This is a genomic window from Pseudoalteromonas sp. '520P1 No. 423', from assembly GCF_001269985.1.
GTDB lineage: Bacteria > Pseudomonadota > Gammaproteobacteria > Enterobacterales > Alteromonadaceae > Pseudoalteromonas.
The window spans coordinates 1,750,090-1,771,981 of the sequence record NZ_BBZB01000001.1; the positions used below are offsets into that span (position 1 = coordinate 1,750,090).

Below are 21,892 nucleotides of genomic sequence, written 5' to 3' on the forward strand. Positions count from 1 at the left end.
TATTTGTAAACTAGCTTGTTATCCTAAAAAGTAGCAAGCGAGTAAAGTAAATGATAGAGTCCTCTCAATCGCAATAAATCAGTAAAAGCACCTAGTTGATACTAAACTTAATATGGGTTTAGGGGCGCACTTAACTTCGGAGAATAAAAGTGACTGTATTTAATCAAGTTGAATTTGATAACCATGAACAAGTGGTTTTTTGTTCTGACAAAGAATCAGGCTTAAAAGCTATTATCGCAGTACATAATACTAAACTCGGCCCTGCTGTTGGTGGGTGTCGCTTATGGGACTATGCTAGCGATGAAGATGCTGTTTATGACGTACTGCGTTTATCAAAAGGGATGACTTATAAAAATGCAGTTGCACGATTACCATTTGGTGGCGGTAAATCGGTTATTATTGGCGATGCAAAAAAAATAAAATCAGAAGCGCTTTTTAGAGCATTTGGTCGTCAACTTGAACGCTTAAGTGGTAGTTATTATTCCGCAGAAGATGTAAACATCACTACTGGTGATGTTGCTATTATGAACAAAGAAACTAATTATGTATTAGGCCTTGAAGGAAAAAGTGGTAACCCATCACCTTTTACTGCTTTAGGTACATTTTTAGGTATTAAAGCGGCTTTTAAACATTTAAATGGCCATGAGGATTTAAGCGGTGTTAAAGTTGCTGTTCAAGGATTAGGCGCTGTCGCTTATGGTTTATGTAAACATTTACATTCAGTAGGCGCCGAATTATTTGTTACAGATATAAATCAAGCTTCTATCGACCGTGTGGTTAATGATTTTAATGCAAAGGCTGTCGGTATTGATGAAATTTACGACTTAGATGTTGATGTGTATGCGCCATGTGCATTAGGTGCAACAGTTAATGATGAAACCATTCCTCGCATTAAAGCTAAAATCATAGCGGGTTGCGCAAACAACCAGCTTGCGGAATGTCGTCACGGTGAAATCTTACGTGAAAAAGGCGTATTATATGCCCCTGATTATGTGATTAATGCGGGCGGTATTATTAATGTTTGGTATGAAACACATGAAGGCGGTTATAATGAAGCTGCTTCAACTAAACATGTTGAAGGCATTTATAGTACGTTATGTGAAATATTTGACCGCTCTAAAACTGAGCAAAAATCGACACACTTAATTGCAGATGAATTAGCGCAAGAAATCATAAAAAACGGTTTATAAAACATGCGTAATTTCATATAAAATCATTTAATGATGTAACACTTTAAAATCCTCGTAAATTACGGGGATTTTTGTTTTTGGGAATGAATATGAATAATGTTAAAAAAATTGATTTAAAAACTGGGTCACGAGCACAGCATTTTGAATTTTTTAAAGGTTTTTCAGATCCTTACTTTAATGTCACGGTTAATATTAATGTCCAAGCTTTATTTTTATTTGCAAAAGCAAATAAAGTGTCTTTTTTTCATAGTTATTTATTCTTAACACTCAAAGCAGCTAATAATTATCAACCTATGTGTTTGCGCATAAAGAATGATGATGCATTGGAAGTTAAACCAGTCAATGCCAGTGTTGTGCAATTATGTGAAGATGAGTCTTTTAGATTTAGTTATATTGATTTTGAAAATGAATTTAGTGTGTTTGATGACAAAGCTAAGCTCGCTGCTGACAAAGCGAAACAGGCGGAATTTTTCTCAAAAGATTTTAGTGATAATGAAGGCCAGTTAAATACTTTACATATTTCGGTATTACCTTGGCTGAATTTCACTTCATTTAAACATGCAACACATTTACCAAATGAGTTGGGAATTCCGAAATTGGTATTTGGCGAATATGATAAAAATAGTGGCATGATGTCACTGTCGATTGAAGTGCATCATGCCCTAATGGACGGTATTCATGTTGCTAAGTTTGTTAAACTACTGCAAAGCTATTTTAATGAACCCAATCTTAATTTAGGGTTAAATAATTTACGCGACTGAAATCCCGACTACAGTAGGTGCACTGTTTGATACCAATTCTATTAAGTTAGTGATCTAATATAAATAGGGATAAATCTTCAAGCGCAAGGCGCTTGATTGAGTAATAGCTGGCTATTGGAATTGAAAGCAACGCAGCTATTGCATATTTAGAGCATTTAGATTGATCACATATTTATTGGGATTGGTATTACTATACTTTAGCAATAAATATAGCTCTAAGTGGAGCAGGGTAGCCTTCAACTGTTTTTGATCTATCGTTAGGATCTAAGAAGTCTTCTAAAGATTCAGTTTCCATCCAATCTGTAGTCCTTTGCTCGCCTAAAGAGGTGGTATCTTCGTTTACCACTTTGATATCTTTAAAGCCGACACGGGTCATCCATAATTTTAACGCATCGCAGCTTGGTATATACCAAACATTGCGCATTTTTGCATAACGATCTGTGGGCATTAGTACTGATTGCTCGTCACCTTCAATCACTAAGGTCTCTAATATTAACTCGCCGCCAGGTTTTAATTGCGCTTTTAGCTGTGCTAAAAAGTCAATTGGTGAACGGCGGTGATATAAAACCCCCATAGAAAATACAGTATCAAAGGCTTTCAATTCAGGTAGCGCTTCGACACCAACTGGGATCAGATGTACTTTAGGATCTGGATTAAAGTGTTTGATTGCATGGAACTGACACAAAAATAAATCAGTTGGGTCGATACCAACAACTAAGTTTGCGCCTTCGCCGCGCATTCGCCATAAGTGATAACCACTGCCACAACCAATATCAAGCACAGTTTTACCTTCAAGAGGAGAGATATGCTGTAATAAACGGTCCCACTTCCAATCACTGCGCCATTCAGTATCAATATGAATCCCATGAATATGATATGGGCCTTTACGCCATGGCATCATGCGTTTTAATAAGTGCGTAATTTTTTTATCATGACCAATTGATAACTCATCTGCAGTACCAAACTCAACTTTATCGGTGATATTAATATGCTTGGTATCAGTTTTAGGTAGGTTTTTTAAAACTTTTTCCCATTTTGGTAAGTCACCATGTGCAGCTTCATATTGCCAATCACGTAATTGTGTAGGTAGCGTTTCTAGCCAAGGACTCAGCTCTGTTTGTGCAATTTGGGCGTAAAACTCTTTAAATTTATTGTTCATGTTTAAACTTATCCTAAACTATTTAATTGCTATTAAAGAGCAAAAATTGAAACATTGATACCAGACTTGTGTTTGAGAGAAACCGATGTTTTGTAATCGGGTTAAATGACTACTTAAGGTATCGGGTTGCATTACATTTTCAATTGCAGTGCGTTTTTGGCTAATTTCAAGCTCGGAGTAACCATTTGCACGTTTAAAATCGTGGTGTAGATCTATGAGCAATTCGTTGGTTTGCTCATTTTCGCCACGGATTTTTTCACTTAATAATAAAATGCCGCCAGGCTTAAGACCTTTATAAATTTGTTCTAGTAAATTAAGGCGTTGCTCTTTAGGTATAAATTGTAGCGTGAAGTTTAGTACAACAACCGACGCATTTTTTATTTCACACTGGGTGATATCACCTAATTTGACCTCAACAGGGATATCAGAGCGAAAACCCTCTAAGTGCAATTTACAACGTTCAACCATAGGTTGTGAGTTATCTAATGCGATTATTTGACAGTTATCTTTATTGATATTGCGTCGCATCGTTAAGGTTACAGCGCCTAAAGAACAACCCAAATCATAAATATTAGAGTTGTTTTGTGCATACTGACCAGCAAGTTTGCCCATAGTACTGACTATTGTTGTATAGCCAGGAACTGAGCGTTGGATCATATCAGGGAATACTTCGACCACTTTTGCATCAAAACTAAAATCTTCTACTGCTTGTTTATCAGCATATATGTTGTCTTTAATTGTCACTTTTTCAACTCACTTAATATCAATACCACTATTTTACGCATTTTGTTTTAATTAGTCAGCGTTAAAGTGAGATTTATCACTTAGGAATATTTATGGTCCTGGCATTCAATTTCACTAAAATTAGGTTACACTTCTAATAGTTGAGTAAAATCATGTTCTAGAGAGGATAAATGAAAAAGAATAAAACAATCACAACTGATGATATTCTCGTAACCTTATGTCAGTCATTTACTGAGGTTTTATCTACAGCCAGTGGTAATAAAATAAGTTACTCTGCTATGGTGCAAAAAATAACCAGAACATGTTTACGACCAGATATTGGGTGTTTTGTATTGTTTGATGGCGGTTTTAACGGCATTGTAGTTTCAAATTTCACAGCACAAGCTGCAATGGAAATTTACCAAGACTATATGCGAAATATGGGCATGCCAGAGTCTGAAATTGCCAGTAGCCATATGTCAGATGATGTTTCAAATGTCATGGGCGAATTGATGAACCAGATAGTAGGAGATTTCACAGGTAAAGTCAGAGAGCAATTGCATACATCGATTACGCAAAATCAACCTAAAATGATGGCTATCAATAAGTTAGTTCAAATTTCTGTAGATACTGCGATGGATAGACCTCAAGCGAGACGAGTTACTTTTACAACTAAAAATCAAAATATATTTTATCTTGAACTTGCTATGGATAAAACAGAATTTATTAAATTACATGATTTTGATATCGCTGAAGCAATCGACCCTGATGAAGTGATAGAGCGCGAAGCTAAAAATAATAAAGCTGCTGCTAAAGTAAAAGATGAAGCACCTGCTGTCGATGATATCGATGACGACTTTATGGCTGAGTTAGGGCTTTAAAACTTATCTTAAATAAAGTTCACTTATTACTTACTTTTTGTAGTAAGTGAACCATTATTTCTTTAATTTTTTCTTATTAATATTAGGGGCTGTTGATCTTTGTTTGAATTTTGAGCGTAAGTAACAATCTCGTATAATTCACTTCGCCAAAACCAAACTAAACGAGATTGTCATGCCCCGATTAATGTGCACTGATTTGGCTGCCAATGTGAAAGATCAACAGCCCCTAACCTTATTCATCTAAAATTCACTAATTCTGCTTAACGCCATATTCAAATAAATATTTACTATACTAATTAATAAGTATTATTTACTTACATTAACCGCGGCAAGATCATTATAAATTGAACTTATAGAACAAGTAGCGATCAGATCAAGGCATAATTACGACCTTGGTAACTTAATATGAGCGCTACTTTTCTGAAACACTTTAATTCAATTACAGGTCCTCGCATTGAACGCTGCAAAAAGCATGAACTTATCGATATTCTTCTGCTAGCCATTAGTGCTGTATTGTCTAGTGCACAAGGATGGGAGGATATTGAAGAATTTGGGCATCTAAAGCTTGATTGGTTAAAAAAATATGGCTCTTTCGACGCTGGAATTCCAAAGCATGACACTATTGCTCGTGTCGTCTGTCGTTTAAAAGCGGATGAAATTGAGAGTGCATTTCAATCTTGGATTTCATCACTTATTGAAACCACAGGTGCTGATATCATCGCCATTGATGCAATGGGATGCCAACAAGAAATAGCCAAACAAATAATTAAGCAAAAAGCCGATTATATTCTTGCGTTCAAAGGCAACCACTGTGGTATGCAGAGCGAATTAAAAGCTTGGTGGTACAAGAGTGAGGGAGAAGGATTATCCAATAATAACTATGACAAACATACCGAAATAAGCTCAGGACATGGACGCATTGAAACTAGGACTTGTCAGCAGCTACTTATTGATAAAAAGTGGTTAGCCAAAACTTACCTGTGGCCTGGTTTAAAAAGTATCATTAAAGTTACCGCAGAGGTTTACGATAAATTGGCAGGTACGGAGTCAACAGAAACACGCTGGTATATCAGCTCATTAGACCTAAATGCAGAGCAAGCGCTCAATGCGGTACGTAGCCATTGGCAAGTTGAAAGTATGCATTGGATGCTAGATATGACCTTTAGAGAAGATGAATCGAGAATACGTAAAAAGCAAGGTCCACTTGTATTTAGTGTAATGTGAAAGGTAGCTATGGCACTATTCAAACAAAATACAACCAAGTCAGCTAGTATGGCGAGGAAAAAGAAAATGGCAGGGATAGGCGATGATTATCGCTCAACCCTGCTAGAATCTGAGATTAAAATGCGCTAACCGTGTCACATTAACTTAAAATACTCTGGCTATATTTTATTAAATAAGTTAAAACAAAAGTATACAAAGCTATTGTTTGGAGAAATATTATGATTAAAGTAATTATCGAACGCATTATCGCAGATGATATGGAATCAACTTATGAGGCACAATTGAAAAATACACTGACAGCTGTGATGGGTGCTAAAGGATTTATTTCTGGTACTTCTTATGTAGATATAAATAATAAAAATAAGCGCACAATTATAACTGATTGGCAAAATATAGAGTGCTGGAAACGTTGGCATAAATCAGAAGTAAGAAGTGAGGCGAATAGCCAAATACGTTTAATGTTAGCCCAAGAGGAAGTGGTTACAACATTAGAGTCTCAACCACTGGCATAGCTCAATTAAAGTTAGGTTGTCGTTTTTCGATAAAAGCGGTTAAGGCTTCTTTTGCTTCGGGAGATTGCAACCTTTGAATAAATAACTCCCCTTCAACTAAAATTGTTTGTTCGATTTGATTTACAACATTCGCCTTCATAATTTTTTTAGCGGCTTGTATTGCCGATGGTGGCTGACTTGCCATTTTTTTAGCTATATCAAGCGTTCTTTGTAAGCACTCACCTAAATTACACACTTGATTGATAATATCGAACTCTTGCGCTTGGTTTTCATTAAAGCTTTCGCCAAGCATTAATAATTGTGCACTTTTTCTTTGGCCAATTAACATGGGTAAGATTAAGCTTGAACCGCCTTCTGGCGTGCAGCCTAAATTGACAAATGGCATTTTAAATACCGACTCTTTGGCTGCAATGACGTAATCACAATGTAACAACATAGTTGTGCCTATCCCGATAGCTGAGCCTGATACACCTGCGACTAATGGCTTTGAAAGTCTATTTAAAGTAAGTAAAAATATAAACGCGTTTGCTTGAGTATTGGTAGGGGGGTTATTTATAAAATCGTTTAAGTCGTTACCTGCACAAAAATCATTTTCATCACCTGTGATCATAATGACGTGAATATTACTGTCTTGTTCAGCATCAAGTAAAAACTGCGTTAAATCTTGATACATTTGCTCAGTAAGTGCATTTTTGTATTTAGGACGGTTAAACTGAATATGCCTTATATTATTAATTGTTTCGGCAATGATTAATGCTTGGCTCATATCTGGACCTATAATAAATTAATCTATTAGTTAAGTGTTCAGATTAATATTAAGTTTTAAATAAAGCAAACATGTTTAAAAAACATCATAAAAACTAAAAAAGGCTATCGCCCTGATCAATTAAAACTAAGAATAAACGCATATCGAGCTCAACTTGATGGTATTGTGGTTGCATATGTTCGCATAATTTATAAAAAGCCTTGTTATGATCTTTTTCTTTAAAGTGCGCAAGTTCATGTACTACCAGCATTTTTAGCATTTCATCAGGTGCAGACTTTAAGCTTTGTGCGATCCTTATTTCATGTTTACTTTTTAGTTTGCCGCCGTGATTTCTGCTGACAAATGTATGAGTGCCAAGTGCATTTTGAATTAAGTCTTTTTCCTTCTCATATAAGGCTTTGCTGATTTGAGGCGTATTACGTAAATATTGTTGTTTTAAATCATTCGCATATTGATAAAGCGCTTTATCGGAATTGATATTGTGTGGCTTGGGGTATTTGTTCAATAAATAGGTTTTAACTTTATTACTATTAATAAGGTGCATTATTTGGTTCTGAATATTTTCTGGATAATGTGAAAAGTACTTGTTTGCAGACATGCTAATTCCTCAAAAAAGGGATTATATCTGATTTTGTTAAGTTATGAATTATATTAATTAAAACTTTAATTCAGCTTTTTATAGGATAGATCCGAAATCACTTTTTTAAAATTTGAAATACTTGGTTAAATAAAATGACTTAAACCTTATAAATACTCCTCTTTAACTCTTGCGTAGATGCTCGCATTTATGTGTTATTTGGGTATAATCAGCAGCAATTATTTATAACAACTCATCAGGTCATTTGACTGATAGGAAAACTATGCGCTCGATATACTGCGGACAATTAAACAATACTCATGTAGATCAAACTGTTGAACTATGTGGCTGGATCAATAAACGTCGTGATTTAGGCGGCTTAATTTTTGTAGACTTAAGAGACAGAGAAGGTATTGTACAAGTAGTTTTTGATCCTGATGTTGCTGGTTTAATGGATAATGCAACGAGTTTACGTAATGAATTTTGTGTGAAGTTAACGGGTATTGTACGTGCTCGTCCTGAAAGTCAAATCAACAAAGATATGGCAACGGGTGAAGTTGAGGTTTTAGGTAAAAGCCTGGAGATCATTAACCGTTCTGAGCCATTACCATTAGATTTTAATCAGAAAAACTCTGAAGAAATGCGTCTAAAATACAGATATTTAGATTTACGTCGTATCGAAATGAGCGATCGTATTAAATTACGTGCAAAAGCAAGCAGCTTTGTTCGTAATTTCTTAGACAGTAATGAATTCTTAGATATCGAAACACCAGTACTAACTAAAGCAACACCTGAAGGTGCGCGTGATTACTTAGTACCAAGTCGTGTACACAAAGGTTCTTTTTACGCTTTACCACAGTCACCTCAGTTATTTAAACAAATGTTAATGATGTCTGGTTTTGATCGTTATTATCAAATTGTAAAATGTTTCCGTGATGAAGATTTACGTGCTGACCGTCAACCGGAATTTACTCAAATAGATATTGAAACGTCATTCATGAGTTCAGATCAAGTGCGTGCTATGACTGAAAAACTGATTACTGAAATGTGGCAGTCATTACTTAATGCAGATTTAGGTACTTTCCCAGTTATGCCTTACTACGAGGCGATGTCTCGTTACGGTTCTGATAAGCCTGATTTACGTAACCCATTAGAGCTAATCGACGTAGCGGACTTAATGAAAGATGTTGAGTTTAAAGTATTCTCAGGTCCTGCTAATGATGAAAAAGGCCGTGTTGCAGTATTAAGCGTACCAGGTGGCGCACAGTTATCTCGTAAGCAGTTAGATGAATACACTAAATTCATAGGTATCTACGGTGCTAAAGGTTTAGCATGGATGAAGATTAAAGATCGTGATGCGGGTATTGAAGGAATTCAATCTCCAGTTGCTAAATTCTTAAATGAAGACGTTATAAACGCATTATTAGCGCGTACCAATGCACAAACTGGCGATATCATCTTATTTGGTGCTGATAAAACAAATGTTGTAAACGAAGCGATGGGCGCGTTACGTATTAAGATAGGTTTAGACCTTGAATTAACAGATTTAAATAAATGGGCTCCACTTTGGGTTGTTGATTTCCCAATGTTTGAAGAAGATGATGAAGGCACGTTACATGCTGTTCATCATCCATTTACAGCGCCTAAAGATATGACTGCTGAAGAATTAGAAGCAAACCCTGCTTCTGCAATCTCAGACGCATACGATATGGTATTAAACGGCTATGAAGTAGGTGGTGGTTCGGTTCGTATTCATAATAACGATATGCAAGCTGCTGCTTTCCGTATTTTAGGTATTGAAGCACAAGAGCAAGAAGACAAATTTGGTTTCTTACTTGATGCACTAAAATACGGTACTCCACCTCACGCTGGTTTAGCATTTGGTTTAGATCGTTTAGCTATGTTGTTAAGTGGTACAGATAATATCCGTGACGTGATTGCTTTCCCTAAAACAACACAAGCATCTTGTTTATTAACAAATGCACCAAGTAAAGCAAACCCTGATTCATTAGTTGAATTAGCTGTTGCAGTCGCTTTACCTGAAACTGACAAGTCTGAATAATTAGTTTAAATTTCAGATAGCAAAAAGGCGACCTAGGTCGCCTTTTTTAGTTTTTTAAAGCTTAAATACTTAACTTTATATTTGCAAATAAATATATATTAAGCTGAGGTTATTTTTTTAAACCTTCTTTTAACTTTTCTTTTGCGGCTTCAACTTTAGAAAAATCAAGACCTAGTTCTTCAACTGCTTCTTTAATAAGGTTTGGATTTGTCATCACTAAACCCATAATTTGCTGAAGCTTCTCTGGCGCTATCCCCATAGTTTGGATTAAAGCCATTGCCATCATAGGGTTTTCTGTTAAGGCTTGGAAAAGCTCTTGCGTTTTTTCTTTGCTGATATTTGATTCATTTAATATTTGAATTATAGGGTTCATTTTGAGCCTTTTAATGAGACGGTAGAATATATTACCAATTCCAATAAATATGTGTTCAATCTAAATGGCCTAAATATACAATAGCTACGTTGCCTGCATGGATGCAAGTACTTAGGTTTAGTCTGGAACAAAAAACCTGTGCTCTTGAAAGTTTATCCTAATTTATATTAGATCACTAACTTAATAGAATTGCTATAAGAGAATTTTACTACAAAAAAGTCCATTAGAATAATTTCACTGTTAAATGTTTTATCTATGGGCGTTTGTAATTGAATTATGAGCTAACTAAGCTCAATCGAGATTTGGGATTGCCATTTTGTTTTAATAAAAAGGCTTCAAATTGTTCTGCAGATAAAGGTTTAGAATAATGATAACCTTGTAATATCTCACAATTCAGCTCATTAAGAATATCTATTTGTTCAGAATACTCTACGCCTTCTGCTACGACATCTAAATCTAAGTTATGGGCAATTGTAACAATAGAATCAACCATATTTCGACCTCGCTTTGAGCCGATATCATCTATAAAAGCTTTATCAATTTTTAATGTGTTAAGCGGGAACTCTTTTAAGAGTGCCAAAGATGAATAGCCAGTACCAAAGTCATCCATCGCTAAATGTATGCCTCGGGCACTAAGCGATTTCATAATGTTAATAGCATCTTTTGGATCATCCATTACCGTGCCTTCAGTGATCTCTAACTCTAAGAAATAAGAAGGTAAATTATGTTTTTGTAAAATACGGTCAATACGCTGGGTTAAATCAGGTAATGAGAACTGCTTAGCAGATAAGTTAACTGCAACTCTGCCATTAAATAGTCCTTTATCGAGCCATTGTTTAACATCTCTACAGGCTTTTTCTAATACGACTTCACCAATTTCAATAATTTGACCAGTTTCTTCAGCAATTGGAATAAATTGAACTGGGCTAATAAGACCTTTTTTAGGCGTGATAAAGCGCACTAAAGCTTCCATTCCCATTAACTCACCCGTTTTTAGATTCATTTTTGGCTGATAAAACACACAAAATTGATCTTCTTTTAAACCGTAGCGCATTAAGTTTTCAATTTGCAGACGTTTAACTGCTTGTTTGTTCATCGTATCATTGAAAAATAAATAGCGGTTCCCTTGCTCTTTAGCATGATACATAGCGGTATCTGCATTTTTTAATAATACTTCTGGGCTATTACCATCTTCTGGGAATAAAACGACACCAGTACTTGATGTGATAACAAGTTCATGGCCGGACATATGAAATGGTTTAATGATTTCGGCTAAAAACTTTTTTGCAGTGCATGTAATGGTATGAATATCATTAGTATTGGTCATCACTAAACCAAATTCATCGCCACCTAATCTATAAATACTATCTTGTTGCCTAGTTATTTTACTAAGTCTGTTAGCTAAGCGGCATAACAACATATCACCAAGTTGATGACCTAAAGAATCATTTATTTTTTTGAAATTGTCTAAATCAAATACCAGTAAAGCATGATGTGTACGTAGATCTACTAATTTTTGAAGATTACTAAAAAATGCAGTGCGATTAGGTAAACCTGTTAATCTATCTCTATTAGATAGTTTTTGTAATTCAGATTCAGCTTGTTTTCGCTCACTAATATCACTATATAAAACAATGAAATGAGATATTTTTCCTGCTTTATTTTTAACGACATCAATAGACATATCTATTGGGATAAGCTTGTTTTTTTGGTTTGGTAATTTAAGCTCTTGTTGCCAGTGGCCTTTTTCAGCTAATACTTTTTTGAGCTTTTCTATATAAGTATCTTTATAGCCATGTAAAGCGAAACGTTTGCCAATATATTGTGCTTTTTGGCCGCCAAAAGCTTTTAAATAACTTGGATTTACTTCTACAAAATTAAATGATTTATCATAAATAGCGATAGAGTCTGATAAATTTTCAATACATTTAGCAAATAAATTTAAATGCTCTTCAGTTGATTTAATACGACTAATATCTTTAACCGTACCAGTCATTCTTTTTGGTTTTAAATTAGCTGTATGTTCAATTACTTTGCCTCTATCTAATACCCAGCGCCACTTTCCTAAATTATCTTTAGTTCGGTAGCTGGCTTCAAAAAAAGAGGTGTGCCCTGAAAAGTGTTGTTTAAGTAATAAATCAACTTTAGGTAAATCTTTTGGATGAATATGTTTTCTATTAGGTGGTGTTGTTACGTTCTCATCTTGCTCTATAAACTGACCGTCATTCATTCGGTTCATTTCACCGGTCGAAATATTCCAATCCCACAAAGTATCACCACTACCAACTAAGCTACTTTTTAGGCGCTCTTCAGAGTGTTTTAATTCTTTTTTTGAACGTCTTAATTTGTATATGCCAAATAACGCAATAGGGAGGGATATAGCCATGAAAATAATAGGGATAGCGGCAATTGATTCAACAATACTTACTTCTGAACAAAAAGCCTTTGAAGAATAAAATAGCACAAAAAAAACACTAAATTTTAAGGTATATTTATTTATAGTTTGCATAAGATGCAACTTTTACCTCGTTATTTTTTATTTTGACCTCTCACCATAATGTAATGAAAGCCTAGTGTCAAAGGCTTCTAGCATTTTTAGCTTTTTGAGCTGTATTCTATTCGCGATCTACCTTCATTAAAGGTCTCTAATGCGTATTGGTACATATCTTCTTTTGAAAGAGATTTTAATGATTTAACCAATCTGTTTTGCATTGTAAATTTAAAATCTTGATTCTCTAAGCACAACCAATAACGTAAAGATCTGAGTCTTAAATTTTTATCTTTTTCTTGTACTTGCGTTAATAAACCTTGCTTTCTTTTAATCCAGTTATCATCAGACATGCTTCGAATCGTTTTTACGTATTGGTTTGTAAAACTATGAGTATGTTTAATTAATTCTTTAGCATCAACCTCTGGAGATTGAATGTAAAAAGCTATGCCCGCTCTGCTATTGAGAGGCGCATAACCTGTTCCAACAAGATACCCTAGCTGTTTTTGTGTTCTGAGTTCTTGGAAAAAATCTTGTGATATTAAGTGATTCAAACACATCATTTTTACTTTTTCATCAACACTATTTGAAAGCGCTTGGTAATAAATGACCATAGCATGGTCTCCATGGGCTAAAGCAAAATTTTTGTATATAGGTTTATCTAAAATAGTGGTAGGGCGATTTAGATCATCTATCGGTGTTTGTTTATTGATATATCTTTCAATGACAGAATTAAAGTTAAAGGCATCTTGCTTTTGCCAATTACCATGTAATAAAGCTTGAACATGAATTTCTTTAAATAGGAGTTTGGTGAAAGCTGTAAACTCTTCAAAAGTGACTTGCTTTAATGCATCGACTAAAGATTCAGGTGTTGGATTCCAAGGTAATAATTTAGCACTTAAAAAACTGAATAATTGACTCACAGGTTTATTATGATTACCAGCGTTCCAATGTCGGCAAAGTTGCTTTTTATATTCTTCAAAGCGCTGCTGTTTAAAGTCACTATTAAATAACTTAGATAACAGTCCTTCAACTAGGCTTAACTGATTGGTAGAAATACCGGATGTATGTAAAGTTAAACCGCCTTGGTGAATAGATAACTGATAACTTAAACCTGCTAATTCTGCTGGATAAAAGTCTTGAGCAACATGATCCATAAATAAATCACTAAATAATCTTGTTAACGCCATATTTGTTACACTTTGTACTGCAAAATATGAGTCTAACGCCAAATAAAAATGACCCTTTATAAGTCTAAATTCTTGCTCTTGCTGGAACCAAAACTCTATACCTGGCTGACATATTAATTTTTCAGGAGCTTGGCTTTTTGCTTCTAAGGGCAGTAAATGAATTTGATTGGTTAAATAAGGATTTGGTTTCGGTAATTGCATTTCATCAACAGGCGTATTGATACCTTTAAGGGTTTCAATCCATTTTTTATCAATTGATTCGCATTTATAAGGTGTATGGTACCAAGCTGCTTTTTTATTTGTTTTCACATTAGGATGAATTAATACAATGCGCATATTATCTGGTTTAAGCCAGTTAAGTACTTTTAGCCATTCTGACTTATTGAAGCCGTCCATTAAGTAGTCGCCTTGCACATAATCCTCAGTTGGGTAGTGGTGCATATTAATACTTAGCCCGTTAACAAAATCGATAATTTTAGATTTTTCTTGGTTTTCAAAAGCGATTTGTAAAAGTGATTTTTTATCAATATATAAAGGAATTAAGGTATCTAACTGGTTTCTTAATAAGAGTATAAAAGCAAATATAGTCTCGACGATATCTTTATAGTGATTAATTCCTTCATCGGTTAATGAGATACTTAAATTAAAATCTTTGAAATTACTACCATTTATACCACCACCGGCGGTTAAGCTGTTGAGCCAACCTTTCTCTTTTAAAATATCGTACAGAGAGCCTTCGCCTTCATAACCTAAAATATGCGCCATAAAACTGACCGTTTTATGTTTATAAAAGGTATCAATATTAGGCATAGCAAAACTAACGATAAGTTTTTGCATATGTTTATGCGGCTCGATACAAATTAGCTTTTGCAAATGCTCAGTTTGATATAAAGGCTCTGATATAGGCACTTTTTTTGTATTTATATTATTTAATTCTTTAAATAGCTCTTCTACTAAGCCTATTTGTGTATTAATTGGCAGCTCAGAACATAAAGCTAAAGTCATTCTTTTTGCAATGTAATGCTCATTGAAAAATGCTTTGATTTCTTCACTAATACATTGATCTTTATCACTTAATGTATCTGAACTGCCAACAGAGAATTTAGAGAAAGGGTGTTTTAAATTAACGGTTTCTTTATGAGCTTGATAAATTCTTCGGCTGTCATCTTTAAGCTTTAACTTAAACTCTGCATCTATTGCGTTTCTTTCTTTATTAGTGGCTGTTGTGCTTAACAATGGGTTGATAAAAAAACGGCTGAACTGTTTGAGGGCATCGTTAAAGTATTGGCCATCTATATCAAAAAAATAGCTAGAATGTTCGGTGCCAGTCCAAGCATTGCAACTGCCACCATGTTGACTGGTATATTTAGAAAATTCGCCTGGTTCTGGATATAAATCGGTGCCTAAAAATAGCATATGTTCTAAAAAATGCGCTAATCCTTGCCTATCTTCAGGGTCGTCAAAATGTCCTGCGTTCACAGTCAGTGATGCGGCGGATTTAGCGCTATCAAGATCTTGGGTAAGTAAAACTTTAAGACCATTGTTTAGTGTAAGACTGTGATAAGTTCTGCTATCATTATTACTAGTTTTTATGGTTTGTTTCAAAAGATGGCTCCAAATCAGAATTTACATACCCTAATTGTAGGTGTCGGGTATTTAGGAGCTTTTTGCTGACAGCTTCAGGTGGTTATTCTTTTTTCCTGAACATTAAAAGCACAAGTTTTTTACTAGGTGTATTAGTAATATAGCTGAAATTTACTAAGCCTGGCTATTCTTTTTACTTTAATTTTTATTAGTAGCGAATGTATCATAAATGAAAAAGATCTTTATTATGCGACATGGTCAAGCATCACCTATGTGTGCCGATGATGCGAGCCGAACCTTAACAAACTCAGGTATCAGAGAAGTCGAAGCCATGAATAAGTGGCTTGAAAAAACAGCTTCTGTTGATGCCGTTTTAGTTAGCCCTTATGTTAGAGCACAACAAACATATCAATTGTTGAAGCAAGGACAAAATAATATAAAACTCGAGCAAACCTCATCCGATTTTATTCCTGAAGCAAGCCCTGCTTATACTTGTGATTTTTTACAGGCATTAATATCATTAAATCCTGATAATCAAAATTGGTTAGTGGTTGCCCATATGCCTTTGGTTAGTTACTTAGTGGGTGAGCTTTGTCCTGGTAAAATGCCCATATTTGATACGGCAGCGATTGCTTGTATTGAATATAATGAGGATAAAGGCCAAGGTGAATTAGTGGGTTTAAAGTCTCCAAATAGACTTTAAATGAGAAAAAGTAATTAGATTAATTACTTTATCTCATTACTTAAAACTTAAAACTTAGGATTGGTAGGTTGGTTTATTACCACTAATAAAGCACCTTTACCGCCAAATTCTAACGGTGCTTGGTGCATCGCTAGTATATCTGGATGTTGTACTAAGTAATGCGGCACCTTTTGTTTTAATATATATTCACCAATACCGTGAACAATACAAGCACAGCGATAATGTTGTTTTTTACATTCAGCGATTAAAGCGATGAGCTCTTCTTTGGCTTGTTCTTTATTTAAACCATGTAAATCAAGCACGAGTTCAGGATAAAAATCACCTCGCCTTAATTGTTTTGCCAAATACGTATCTTGACCTGGCTGAACATAGCTAATAGTGCCATTATTTTCTAAGTTAGGCACATATTCATCGGAGAAGTAAAACTCAGCTAAGCGTTTTTTCTTTGCATCTTCTTCAATTTCATGTTTTTTTTGCAGTGTATTTCTCTTAAAAACAACCTTATCTTGTTGTAATTTTTTTGTGCCACCAAACATATCTCTAAATAAGTCAGCATCATCTTCGGGAAGTGTACTAGGCTCAGATGCTTGAGCGCGCTTTTTTGCTTCGGCATCCGCTTTTTGTTGCATATCTTTCACTATGCTTTTTTTGATTTGTCGCAATTCTTTTTTCATGCGACAAGTTTAATTAAAAATAACTGAAATCTCAAAAATAATATCAATACAATTCGATTTATAACCAGATATATTACAAAGCTAGCTCTATATAAAGGATTGTGAATTTCACAAGGACTTAATTGTGCCTGAAACTCGCATCTTATCCTTGCTTGGGTATAATGGGGGAATATAATATCGGTCAGTTGAAATACAATGAATGAAGCACAAATAACGCCTGAAATACTCAATGAAGCAATTAATGAACTTGAAACGATAAATGACTGGTTGCGTTTCAGTGCAAGTCAGTTTTCTCAAGCTGGATTATTTTTTGGTCACGGTACTGATAATGCGTGGGATGAGGCTGTTAGCTTAATTTTACCTTCGCTTCACTTACCTATAGATATGCCTCGAGATGTTATTAGCTCAAAATTGATCACCAGTGAAAAACAACAATTAGCAGCACTTATAGAAGCCAGAATTAATCATCGCACACCTGTGCCTTATTTAACAAATCAAGCATGGTTTGCAAGCCTGCCATTTTATGTAGATGAGCGCGTATTAGTACCAAGATCACCATTTGCAGAGCTTATTAATAATCGTTTTTCTACTTGGTTAGAAGATGGAAAACCAACAAATCGTATCTTAGATATGTGTACAGGCTCAGGTTGTATCGCAATTGCACTGGCTAAAGCATTTCCGAGTGCGCAAGTTGACGCGGTTGATATTTCTTATGAAGCCCTAGAAGTGGCTGATTTTAATATTCATGAGCATATGGAGTCAGATCGTGTTTTCCCAATACAGTCGGATGTCTTTAGTGGTGTACCAGGTCAAAAATATGATTTAATCATTGCAAATCCTCCTTATGTAGATGCAGAAGATATGGCTGACTTACCTGATGAATTCCATCATGAGCCAGAGTTAGGGTTAGCGTCAGGTGATGATGGCCTAGATGTTACACGTACTATTTTAACTGAAGCAGCCGAACACTTGACTGATAATGGATTATTATTTGTCGAAGTAGGTAATTCTATGGTACACATGGAAGCTATCTATCCAAATATGCCATTTACATGGTTAGAATTTGAAAATGGTGGTATAGGTGTATTTGTATTAACCAAAGAAGAATTGGTTGCACATATTTAAAAAGCGTGTGATTGACAGTCACATTTAATCGAATATTGATAATTTTTTATGGGAATGGGGAAAATCAATGGCAGGTAATAGTATTGGGCAACTATTTAAAGTAAGTACGTTTGGTGAAAGCCATGGTATTGCTTTAGGTGGTGTTGTAGATGGTTGTCCAGCAGGATTAGAAATCACTGAAGAAGATTTACAAGTTGATTTAGACCGAAGAAAACCAGGACAAAGTCGTTATACCACACAACGACGAGAAGAAGATAAAGTTCAAATTTTGTCAGGTGTTTTTGAAGGCAAAACCACTGGCACAAGTATTGGTTTATTAATTAAAAATGGCGATCAAAGATCGCAAGACTATGGCAAGATTAAAGACGTATTTCGTCCAGGCCATGGTGATTATACTTATTGGCATAAATACGGAATTCGTGATTACCGTGGCGGTGGTCGTTCATCAGCCAGAGAGACCGCGATCCGTGTTGCTGCAGGTGGTATAGCTAAAAAATATTTAAAACAATGCCATGGCATTGAAATAAAAGCATGTTTAAGTCAGTTAGGACCGATAAAAGCTGAGCAATTTGATTGGGATTTAGTTGAAACAAATCCGTTCTTCTTTCCTGATGCAACTAAACTTGAAGCACTTGATGAATATATGCGAGAGCTTAAAAAGCAAGGTGATTCTATTGGCGCTAAAGTAAAAGTTGTAGCCTCTAATGTACCTGTTGGATTAGGCGAGCCTGTTTTTGATCGTTTAGATGCTGAAATTGCTCACTCATTAATGGGCATTAACGCGGTAAAAGGCGTTGAAATGGGTGATGGTTTTGATGTGGTAGAACAAAAAGGTTCCGAGCATAGAGATGAACTAACGCCTGAAGGGTTTAAATCAAATCATGCCGGCGGCGTACTTGCTGGCATTTCGACGGGGCAAAATATTATCGCATCAATCGCATTAAAACCGACTTCAAGTATTACCATACCAGGTCAAAGCTTAAATACTGATAATGAGTCAGTAGATATGATCACTAAAGGTCGTCACGATCCTTGTGTTGGTATACGTGCAATCCCAATTGTAGAAGCGATGCTCGCAATTACTTTGATGGATCACTTATTACGTCAACGTGGGCAAAATCCACATGTTAATTTAGAGCATGGTCCAATACCGGGCAGCTTTAGTTAAAAATGCTATAAATAACACATAAAAAACACTACTCATATTGATTTAAGTAGTGTTTTTTATTTTTACTATTTTGTAAAATGAACACTCGTTTTAGGTTTAAACCAAATAATATTTTATGCACAAAATATCCGACTTAATTTCTATTTTTGATAATACATTCTATCAAAATTATCAAACTCGACTTATTCGAGGTGATGATGAGCCTATCTATCTTCCTGCAGATAAAGAATACAATTTTCACCGAATTATTTTTGCCCATGGCTATTATGCCAGTGGACTGCATGAAATATCGCATTGGTTAATTGCAGGTGAACAGCGCAGGTTGATCGAGGATTATGGATATTGGTACTGTCCTGATGGTCGCACTGAAATCGAACAGGCTGAATTCGAAAAAGTGGAAATAAAACCACAGGCAATTGAGTGGGCATTATGTATGGCAGCAGGGTTTAAGTTTAACGTATCTGCAGATAATTTAAATGGTGAACAAGCTTGCAGAGTGAGCTTTCAAAAAAAAGTACATCAACAAGTTTTAACATATATCAAAAATGGCTTTTGCCAAAGAACACAAGCGTTATTAAAAGCATTTAGTGACTTTTATCAAACACCTTGGCCACTAACAGAGCAAAGATTTAATTGGTAAATACAATGAAAAAATTTAAGTTAGGTTTAATAGTCAATCCTGTAGCTGGTTTAGGTGGTAGTGTTGCGCTTAAAGGCAGTGATAATATGAGCCAACGCGCATTTGAATTAGGTGCAGTGGCAAAGTCAAACCAAAGAACACGCGCTGCACTTGAAGTTTTACTTCCCTACCAATCAAAAATAGAAATTTATACGGTTACTGGATTAATGGGTGAGAAGGTAGCGAGTGAACTTGGTTTTGTTACGCAAGTTGTTTATCAATCTAAAGAGGAATCTACTGCTGAGGATACAGAAAAAGCGGCACAAACTTTAAGAGATAAAGATGTTGATCTTATCTTGTTTGCAGGTGGAGATGGCACTGCTCGTAATATATGTCATGCAGTGGAAGATACTTGTGTTGTATTAGGTATTCCGGCAGGGTGTAAAATTCATTCTGGTGTTTATGCAATTACACCAAAAGCAGCAGGGCGTGTAGTTGAATTATTGGTAACGGGAGAGCTAGTTACCGTTCAAGATGCAGATGTAATGGATATTGATGAAGTTGCATTTAGACAAGGCAGTGTAAAAGCCAAAAGGTATGGTGAAATGCAAGTACCTTCTGAGCTGAGATATATACAAAGCGTTAAAAGTGGCGGTAAGGAAACCGACGAACTTGTATTAGATGATATTGCTGCTTATGTTGCTTCTCAAATGGAAGATGATGAGAAATATATAATAGGTTCAGGCTCTACAGTTGCAGCAGTAATGCAAGAAATAGGTTTAGATAACACGTTACTTGGTGTGGACATTATTGAAGATCATGAACTAATTGCATCAGATGTTACAGCTAATCAACTTGTAAAAGTAATTAAAGAACAAATAGAACAAGGATTAAAAACCAAGTTAGTGATCACTTTGATTGGTGGTCAAGGTCATATATTTGGTCGAGGTAATCAGCAATTAAGCCCAGAAGTAATTAGGTTAATTGGTAGAGATAATATTATTTTAGTGGCAACAAAAACTAAATTACAAGCTCTTAACTGCCGTCCTCTGATAAGTGATACAGGCGACAATGAATTAGATGAAGCACTAAGTGGATATATTAAAGTGATCACTGGGTTTAATGATCATGTTATGTATGCGGTTGGTAATTAGAAATTATAGCAACTTTATTAAGTTAGTGAGCAAATTTAAATTAGACCATTTAAATTGCTCATATATTTATTGGAATTGGTATTAATAGGAACAAAAATGACATTAAAAGAATATGTAGATCAGGCGCAAACATTTTTTGAACATTTAGTTGAAACAGCCTCTGATGATGAGTTATTTGCTGGCAGCTATATTCAAGGGCACTTTGATCTTGCTGTTGGTTATGCACAGGTAGAAGAGTTAGCGCTTACAATTGAAGAGCTTAATAATAATATTGAAAAGTCTTTAGTAAAAGCCTATCGAGGCGGTGAGTTATCTGATGAAGATAAGGCACATGTTGTTGCTGTATGGGAACGATTGAAGGATATTTCTGAATAAACTCGTTTTAAAACCACTGACATTTATAAGCTCTCTAGCTGTTTCACTTATTATTTTGTTAAATCAGCCCGATAATAAGTAAAAATAACAAGCTAGAGAGAATTAAAACCCTTCAAGCTGTAAGTAATAAATCATTAAACTTATTTTCTCATTCTTTTTACTTTAAATTTAATCATGACAGTGTTTTTTTTAACAAATAAAAGCCATTAAAGCCAATTTTAGTCAGTTATAAGTCATATTTTACCGACATGAAAATTTTGCATATTAACTATTTATGCTATTTGTTGGCATTTCTAAGAAATAAAATAACGCACTAAAATAATTAAAACCTCATTTCTTGACAAATATGTTAATTTTTAAATATGTTTTTTTACCCTTATTTTTACCCTTGTTTTTACCAATTTTAATGTCAGTTAAAAAATTAACTAGTTTTGTCAATATATTAGCAAAAAACACACTCTTATCTTTACGTTAACGTAAACGTCACATCATTCAAATTAATAATTACTATAATTTAATCTTATGATTTATAAGGCATAATATTTTTAGTATATATCAATGTAAAAATATTGTGCTTTACTGTT

The 21,892-nt window shown here is 34.9% G+C and carries 19 protein-coding genes and 1 pseudogene; 12 read left to right on the plus strand and 8 right to left on the minus strand.

Going from position 1 to position 21,892, the window contains the following annotated elements; genetic code table 11:
* Positions 1-149 precede the first annotated feature (149 nt).
* Together PSA_RS08065 and PSA_RS08070 are read left to right on the plus strand one after the other, a co-directional pair.
* Positions 150-1,190 carry a Glu/Leu/Phe/Val dehydrogenase gene (locus PSA_RS08065; protein WP_042149849.1) on the plus strand — a complete coding sequence of 347 codons (1,041 nt, stop codon included), beginning with the start codon at positions 150-152 and terminating at the stop codon, positions 1,188-1,190.
* 89 nt (positions 1,191-1,279) lie between these two features.
* Complete coding sequence (locus PSA_RS08070) at positions 1,280-1,951, plus strand: CatA-like O-acetyltransferase (RefSeq protein WP_231665233.1); 672 nt, start codon at positions 1,280-1,282, stop codon at positions 1,949-1,951.
* Positions 1,952-2,141: 190 nt separating this feature from the next.
* Here PSA_RS08070 and cmoB read toward each other — a convergent pair whose 3' ends face one another.
* Together cmoB and cmoA are read right to left on the minus strand one after the other, a co-directional pair.
* Complete coding sequence (cmoB, locus tag PSA_RS08075; protein ID WP_042149843.1) at positions 2,142-3,110, minus strand: tRNA 5-methoxyuridine(34)/uridine 5-oxyacetic acid(34) synthase CmoB; 969 nt, start codon at positions 3,108-3,110, stop codon at positions 2,142-2,144.
* Between the two features lie 18 nt (positions 3,111-3,128).
* A complete protein-coding gene (cmoA, locus tag PSA_RS08080) occupies positions 3,129-3,854 on the minus strand; it encodes a carboxy-S-adenosyl-L-methionine synthase CmoA (protein WP_042149840.1) in 726 nt (241 codons plus the stop codon).
* A gap of 170 nt (positions 3,855-4,024) precedes the next feature.
* On the opposite strand from cmoA, the gene PSA_RS08085 reads away from it, so the two are divergent.
* From PSA_RS08085 to PSA_RS08095, 3 genes and pseudogenes are all read left to right on the plus strand, one after another.
* Entirely contained in the window at positions 4,025-4,714 is a 690-nt protein-coding gene (locus PSA_RS08085) for a DUF3334 family protein (RefSeq protein WP_042149837.1), read from the plus strand.
* 405 nt (positions 4,715-5,119) lie between these two features.
* Positions 5,120-6,067: pseudogene (locus PSA_RS08090) on the plus strand (ISAs1 family transposase).
* 89 nt (positions 6,068-6,156) lie between these two features.
* Positions 6,157-6,450, plus strand: a complete 294-nt coding sequence (locus PSA_RS08095; RefSeq protein WP_042149835.1) for an antibiotic biosynthesis monooxygenase — start codon at positions 6,157-6,159, stop codon at positions 6,448-6,450.
* A 1-nt stretch (position 6,451) separates the two neighbouring features.
* On the opposite strand, the gene PSA_RS08100 is transcribed toward PSA_RS08095, so the two are convergent.
* Positions 6,452-7,216 carry an enoyl-CoA hydratase-related protein gene (locus PSA_RS08100; protein WP_042149833.1) on the minus strand — a complete coding sequence of 255 codons (765 nt, stop codon included), beginning with the start codon at positions 7,214-7,216 and terminating at the stop codon, positions 6,452-6,454.
* A gap of 94 nt (positions 7,217-7,310) precedes the next feature.
* Positions 7,311-7,814 carry a M48 family metallopeptidase gene (locus tag PSA_RS08105; RefSeq protein WP_042149830.1) on the minus strand — a complete coding sequence of 168 codons (504 nt, stop codon included), beginning with the start codon at positions 7,812-7,814 and terminating at the stop codon, positions 7,311-7,313.
* 262 nt (positions 7,815-8,076) lie between these two features.
* Between PSA_RS08105 and aspS the strand changes: the two genes are divergently transcribed.
* On the plus strand, positions 8,077-9,855 hold the full coding sequence (gene aspS, locus PSA_RS08110; RefSeq protein ID WP_042149827.1) for an aspartate--tRNA ligase: 1,779 nt from the start codon (positions 8,077-8,079) through the stop codon (positions 9,853-9,855).
* 109 nt (positions 9,856-9,964) lie between these two features.
* On the opposite strand, the gene PSA_RS08115 is transcribed toward aspS, so the two are convergent.
* From PSA_RS08115 to PSA_RS08125, 3 genes are all read right to left on the minus strand, one after another.
* Positions 9,965-10,228, minus strand: a complete 264-nt coding sequence (locus tag PSA_RS08115) for a DUF2999 family protein (RefSeq protein WP_042149812.1) — start codon at positions 10,226-10,228, stop codon at positions 9,965-9,967.
* Positions 10,229-10,502: 274 nt separating this feature from the next.
* Positions 10,503-12,737 (minus strand): EAL domain-containing protein, encoded by a 2,235-nt coding sequence (locus tag PSA_RS08120; RefSeq protein ID WP_042149809.1) that lies wholly within the window; start codon positions 12,735-12,737, stop codon positions 10,503-10,505.
* A gap of 86 nt (positions 12,738-12,823) precedes the next feature.
* Positions 12,824-15,499 (minus strand): insulinase family protein, encoded by a 2,676-nt coding sequence (locus tag PSA_RS08125; protein WP_042149872.1) that lies wholly within the window; start codon positions 15,497-15,499, stop codon positions 12,824-12,826.
* Between the two features lie 220 nt (positions 15,500-15,719).
* Between PSA_RS08125 and sixA the strand changes: the two genes are divergently transcribed.
* Positions 15,720-16,193 (plus strand): phosphohistidine phosphatase SixA, encoded by a 474-nt coding sequence (gene sixA, locus PSA_RS08130; protein WP_042149804.1) that lies wholly within the window; start codon positions 15,720-15,722, stop codon positions 16,191-16,193.
* Between the two features lie 47 nt (positions 16,194-16,240).
* Here the strand turns inward: sixA and smrB are convergent, their stop codons facing one another.
* On the minus strand, positions 16,241-16,822 hold the full coding sequence (smrB, locus tag PSA_RS08135) for an endonuclease SmrB (RefSeq protein WP_082305801.1): 582 nt from the start codon (positions 16,820-16,822) through the stop codon (positions 16,241-16,243).
* A gap of 240 nt (positions 16,823-17,062) precedes the next feature.
* Here smrB and prmB point away from each other — a divergent pair, with 240 nt between their 5' ends.
* The 5 genes from prmB to PSA_RS08160 all read left to right on the plus strand — a co-directional run bounded on the left by prmB (position 17,063) and on the right by PSA_RS08160 (position 21,308).
* Entirely contained in the window at positions 17,063-17,992 is a 930-nt protein-coding gene (prmB, locus tag PSA_RS08140; protein WP_042149801.1) for a 50S ribosomal protein L3 N(5)-glutamine methyltransferase, read from the plus strand.
* Positions 17,993-18,059: 67 nt separating this feature from the next.
* Complete coding sequence (gene aroC, locus PSA_RS08145; protein WP_042149798.1) at positions 18,060-19,160, plus strand: chorismate synthase; 1,101 nt, start codon at positions 18,060-18,062, stop codon at positions 19,158-19,160.
* Between the two features lie 115 nt (positions 19,161-19,275).
* Positions 19,276-19,800, plus strand: coding sequence for an elongation factor P hydroxylase (locus tag PSA_RS08150; RefSeq protein ID WP_042149796.1), 525 nt, complete (start codon positions 19,276-19,278; stop codon positions 19,798-19,800).
* A 5-nt stretch (positions 19,801-19,805) separates the two neighbouring features.
* On the plus strand, positions 19,806-20,933 hold the full coding sequence (locus tag PSA_RS08155) for an ATP-NAD kinase family protein (protein WP_042149793.1): 1,128 nt from the start codon (positions 19,806-19,808) through the stop codon (positions 20,931-20,933).
* A 96-nt stretch (positions 20,934-21,029) separates the two neighbouring features.
* Positions 21,030-21,308, plus strand: coding sequence for a YfcL family protein (locus tag PSA_RS08160; protein WP_042149788.1), 279 nt, complete (start codon positions 21,030-21,032; stop codon positions 21,306-21,308).
* Positions 21,309-21,892: the final 584 nt, after the last annotated feature.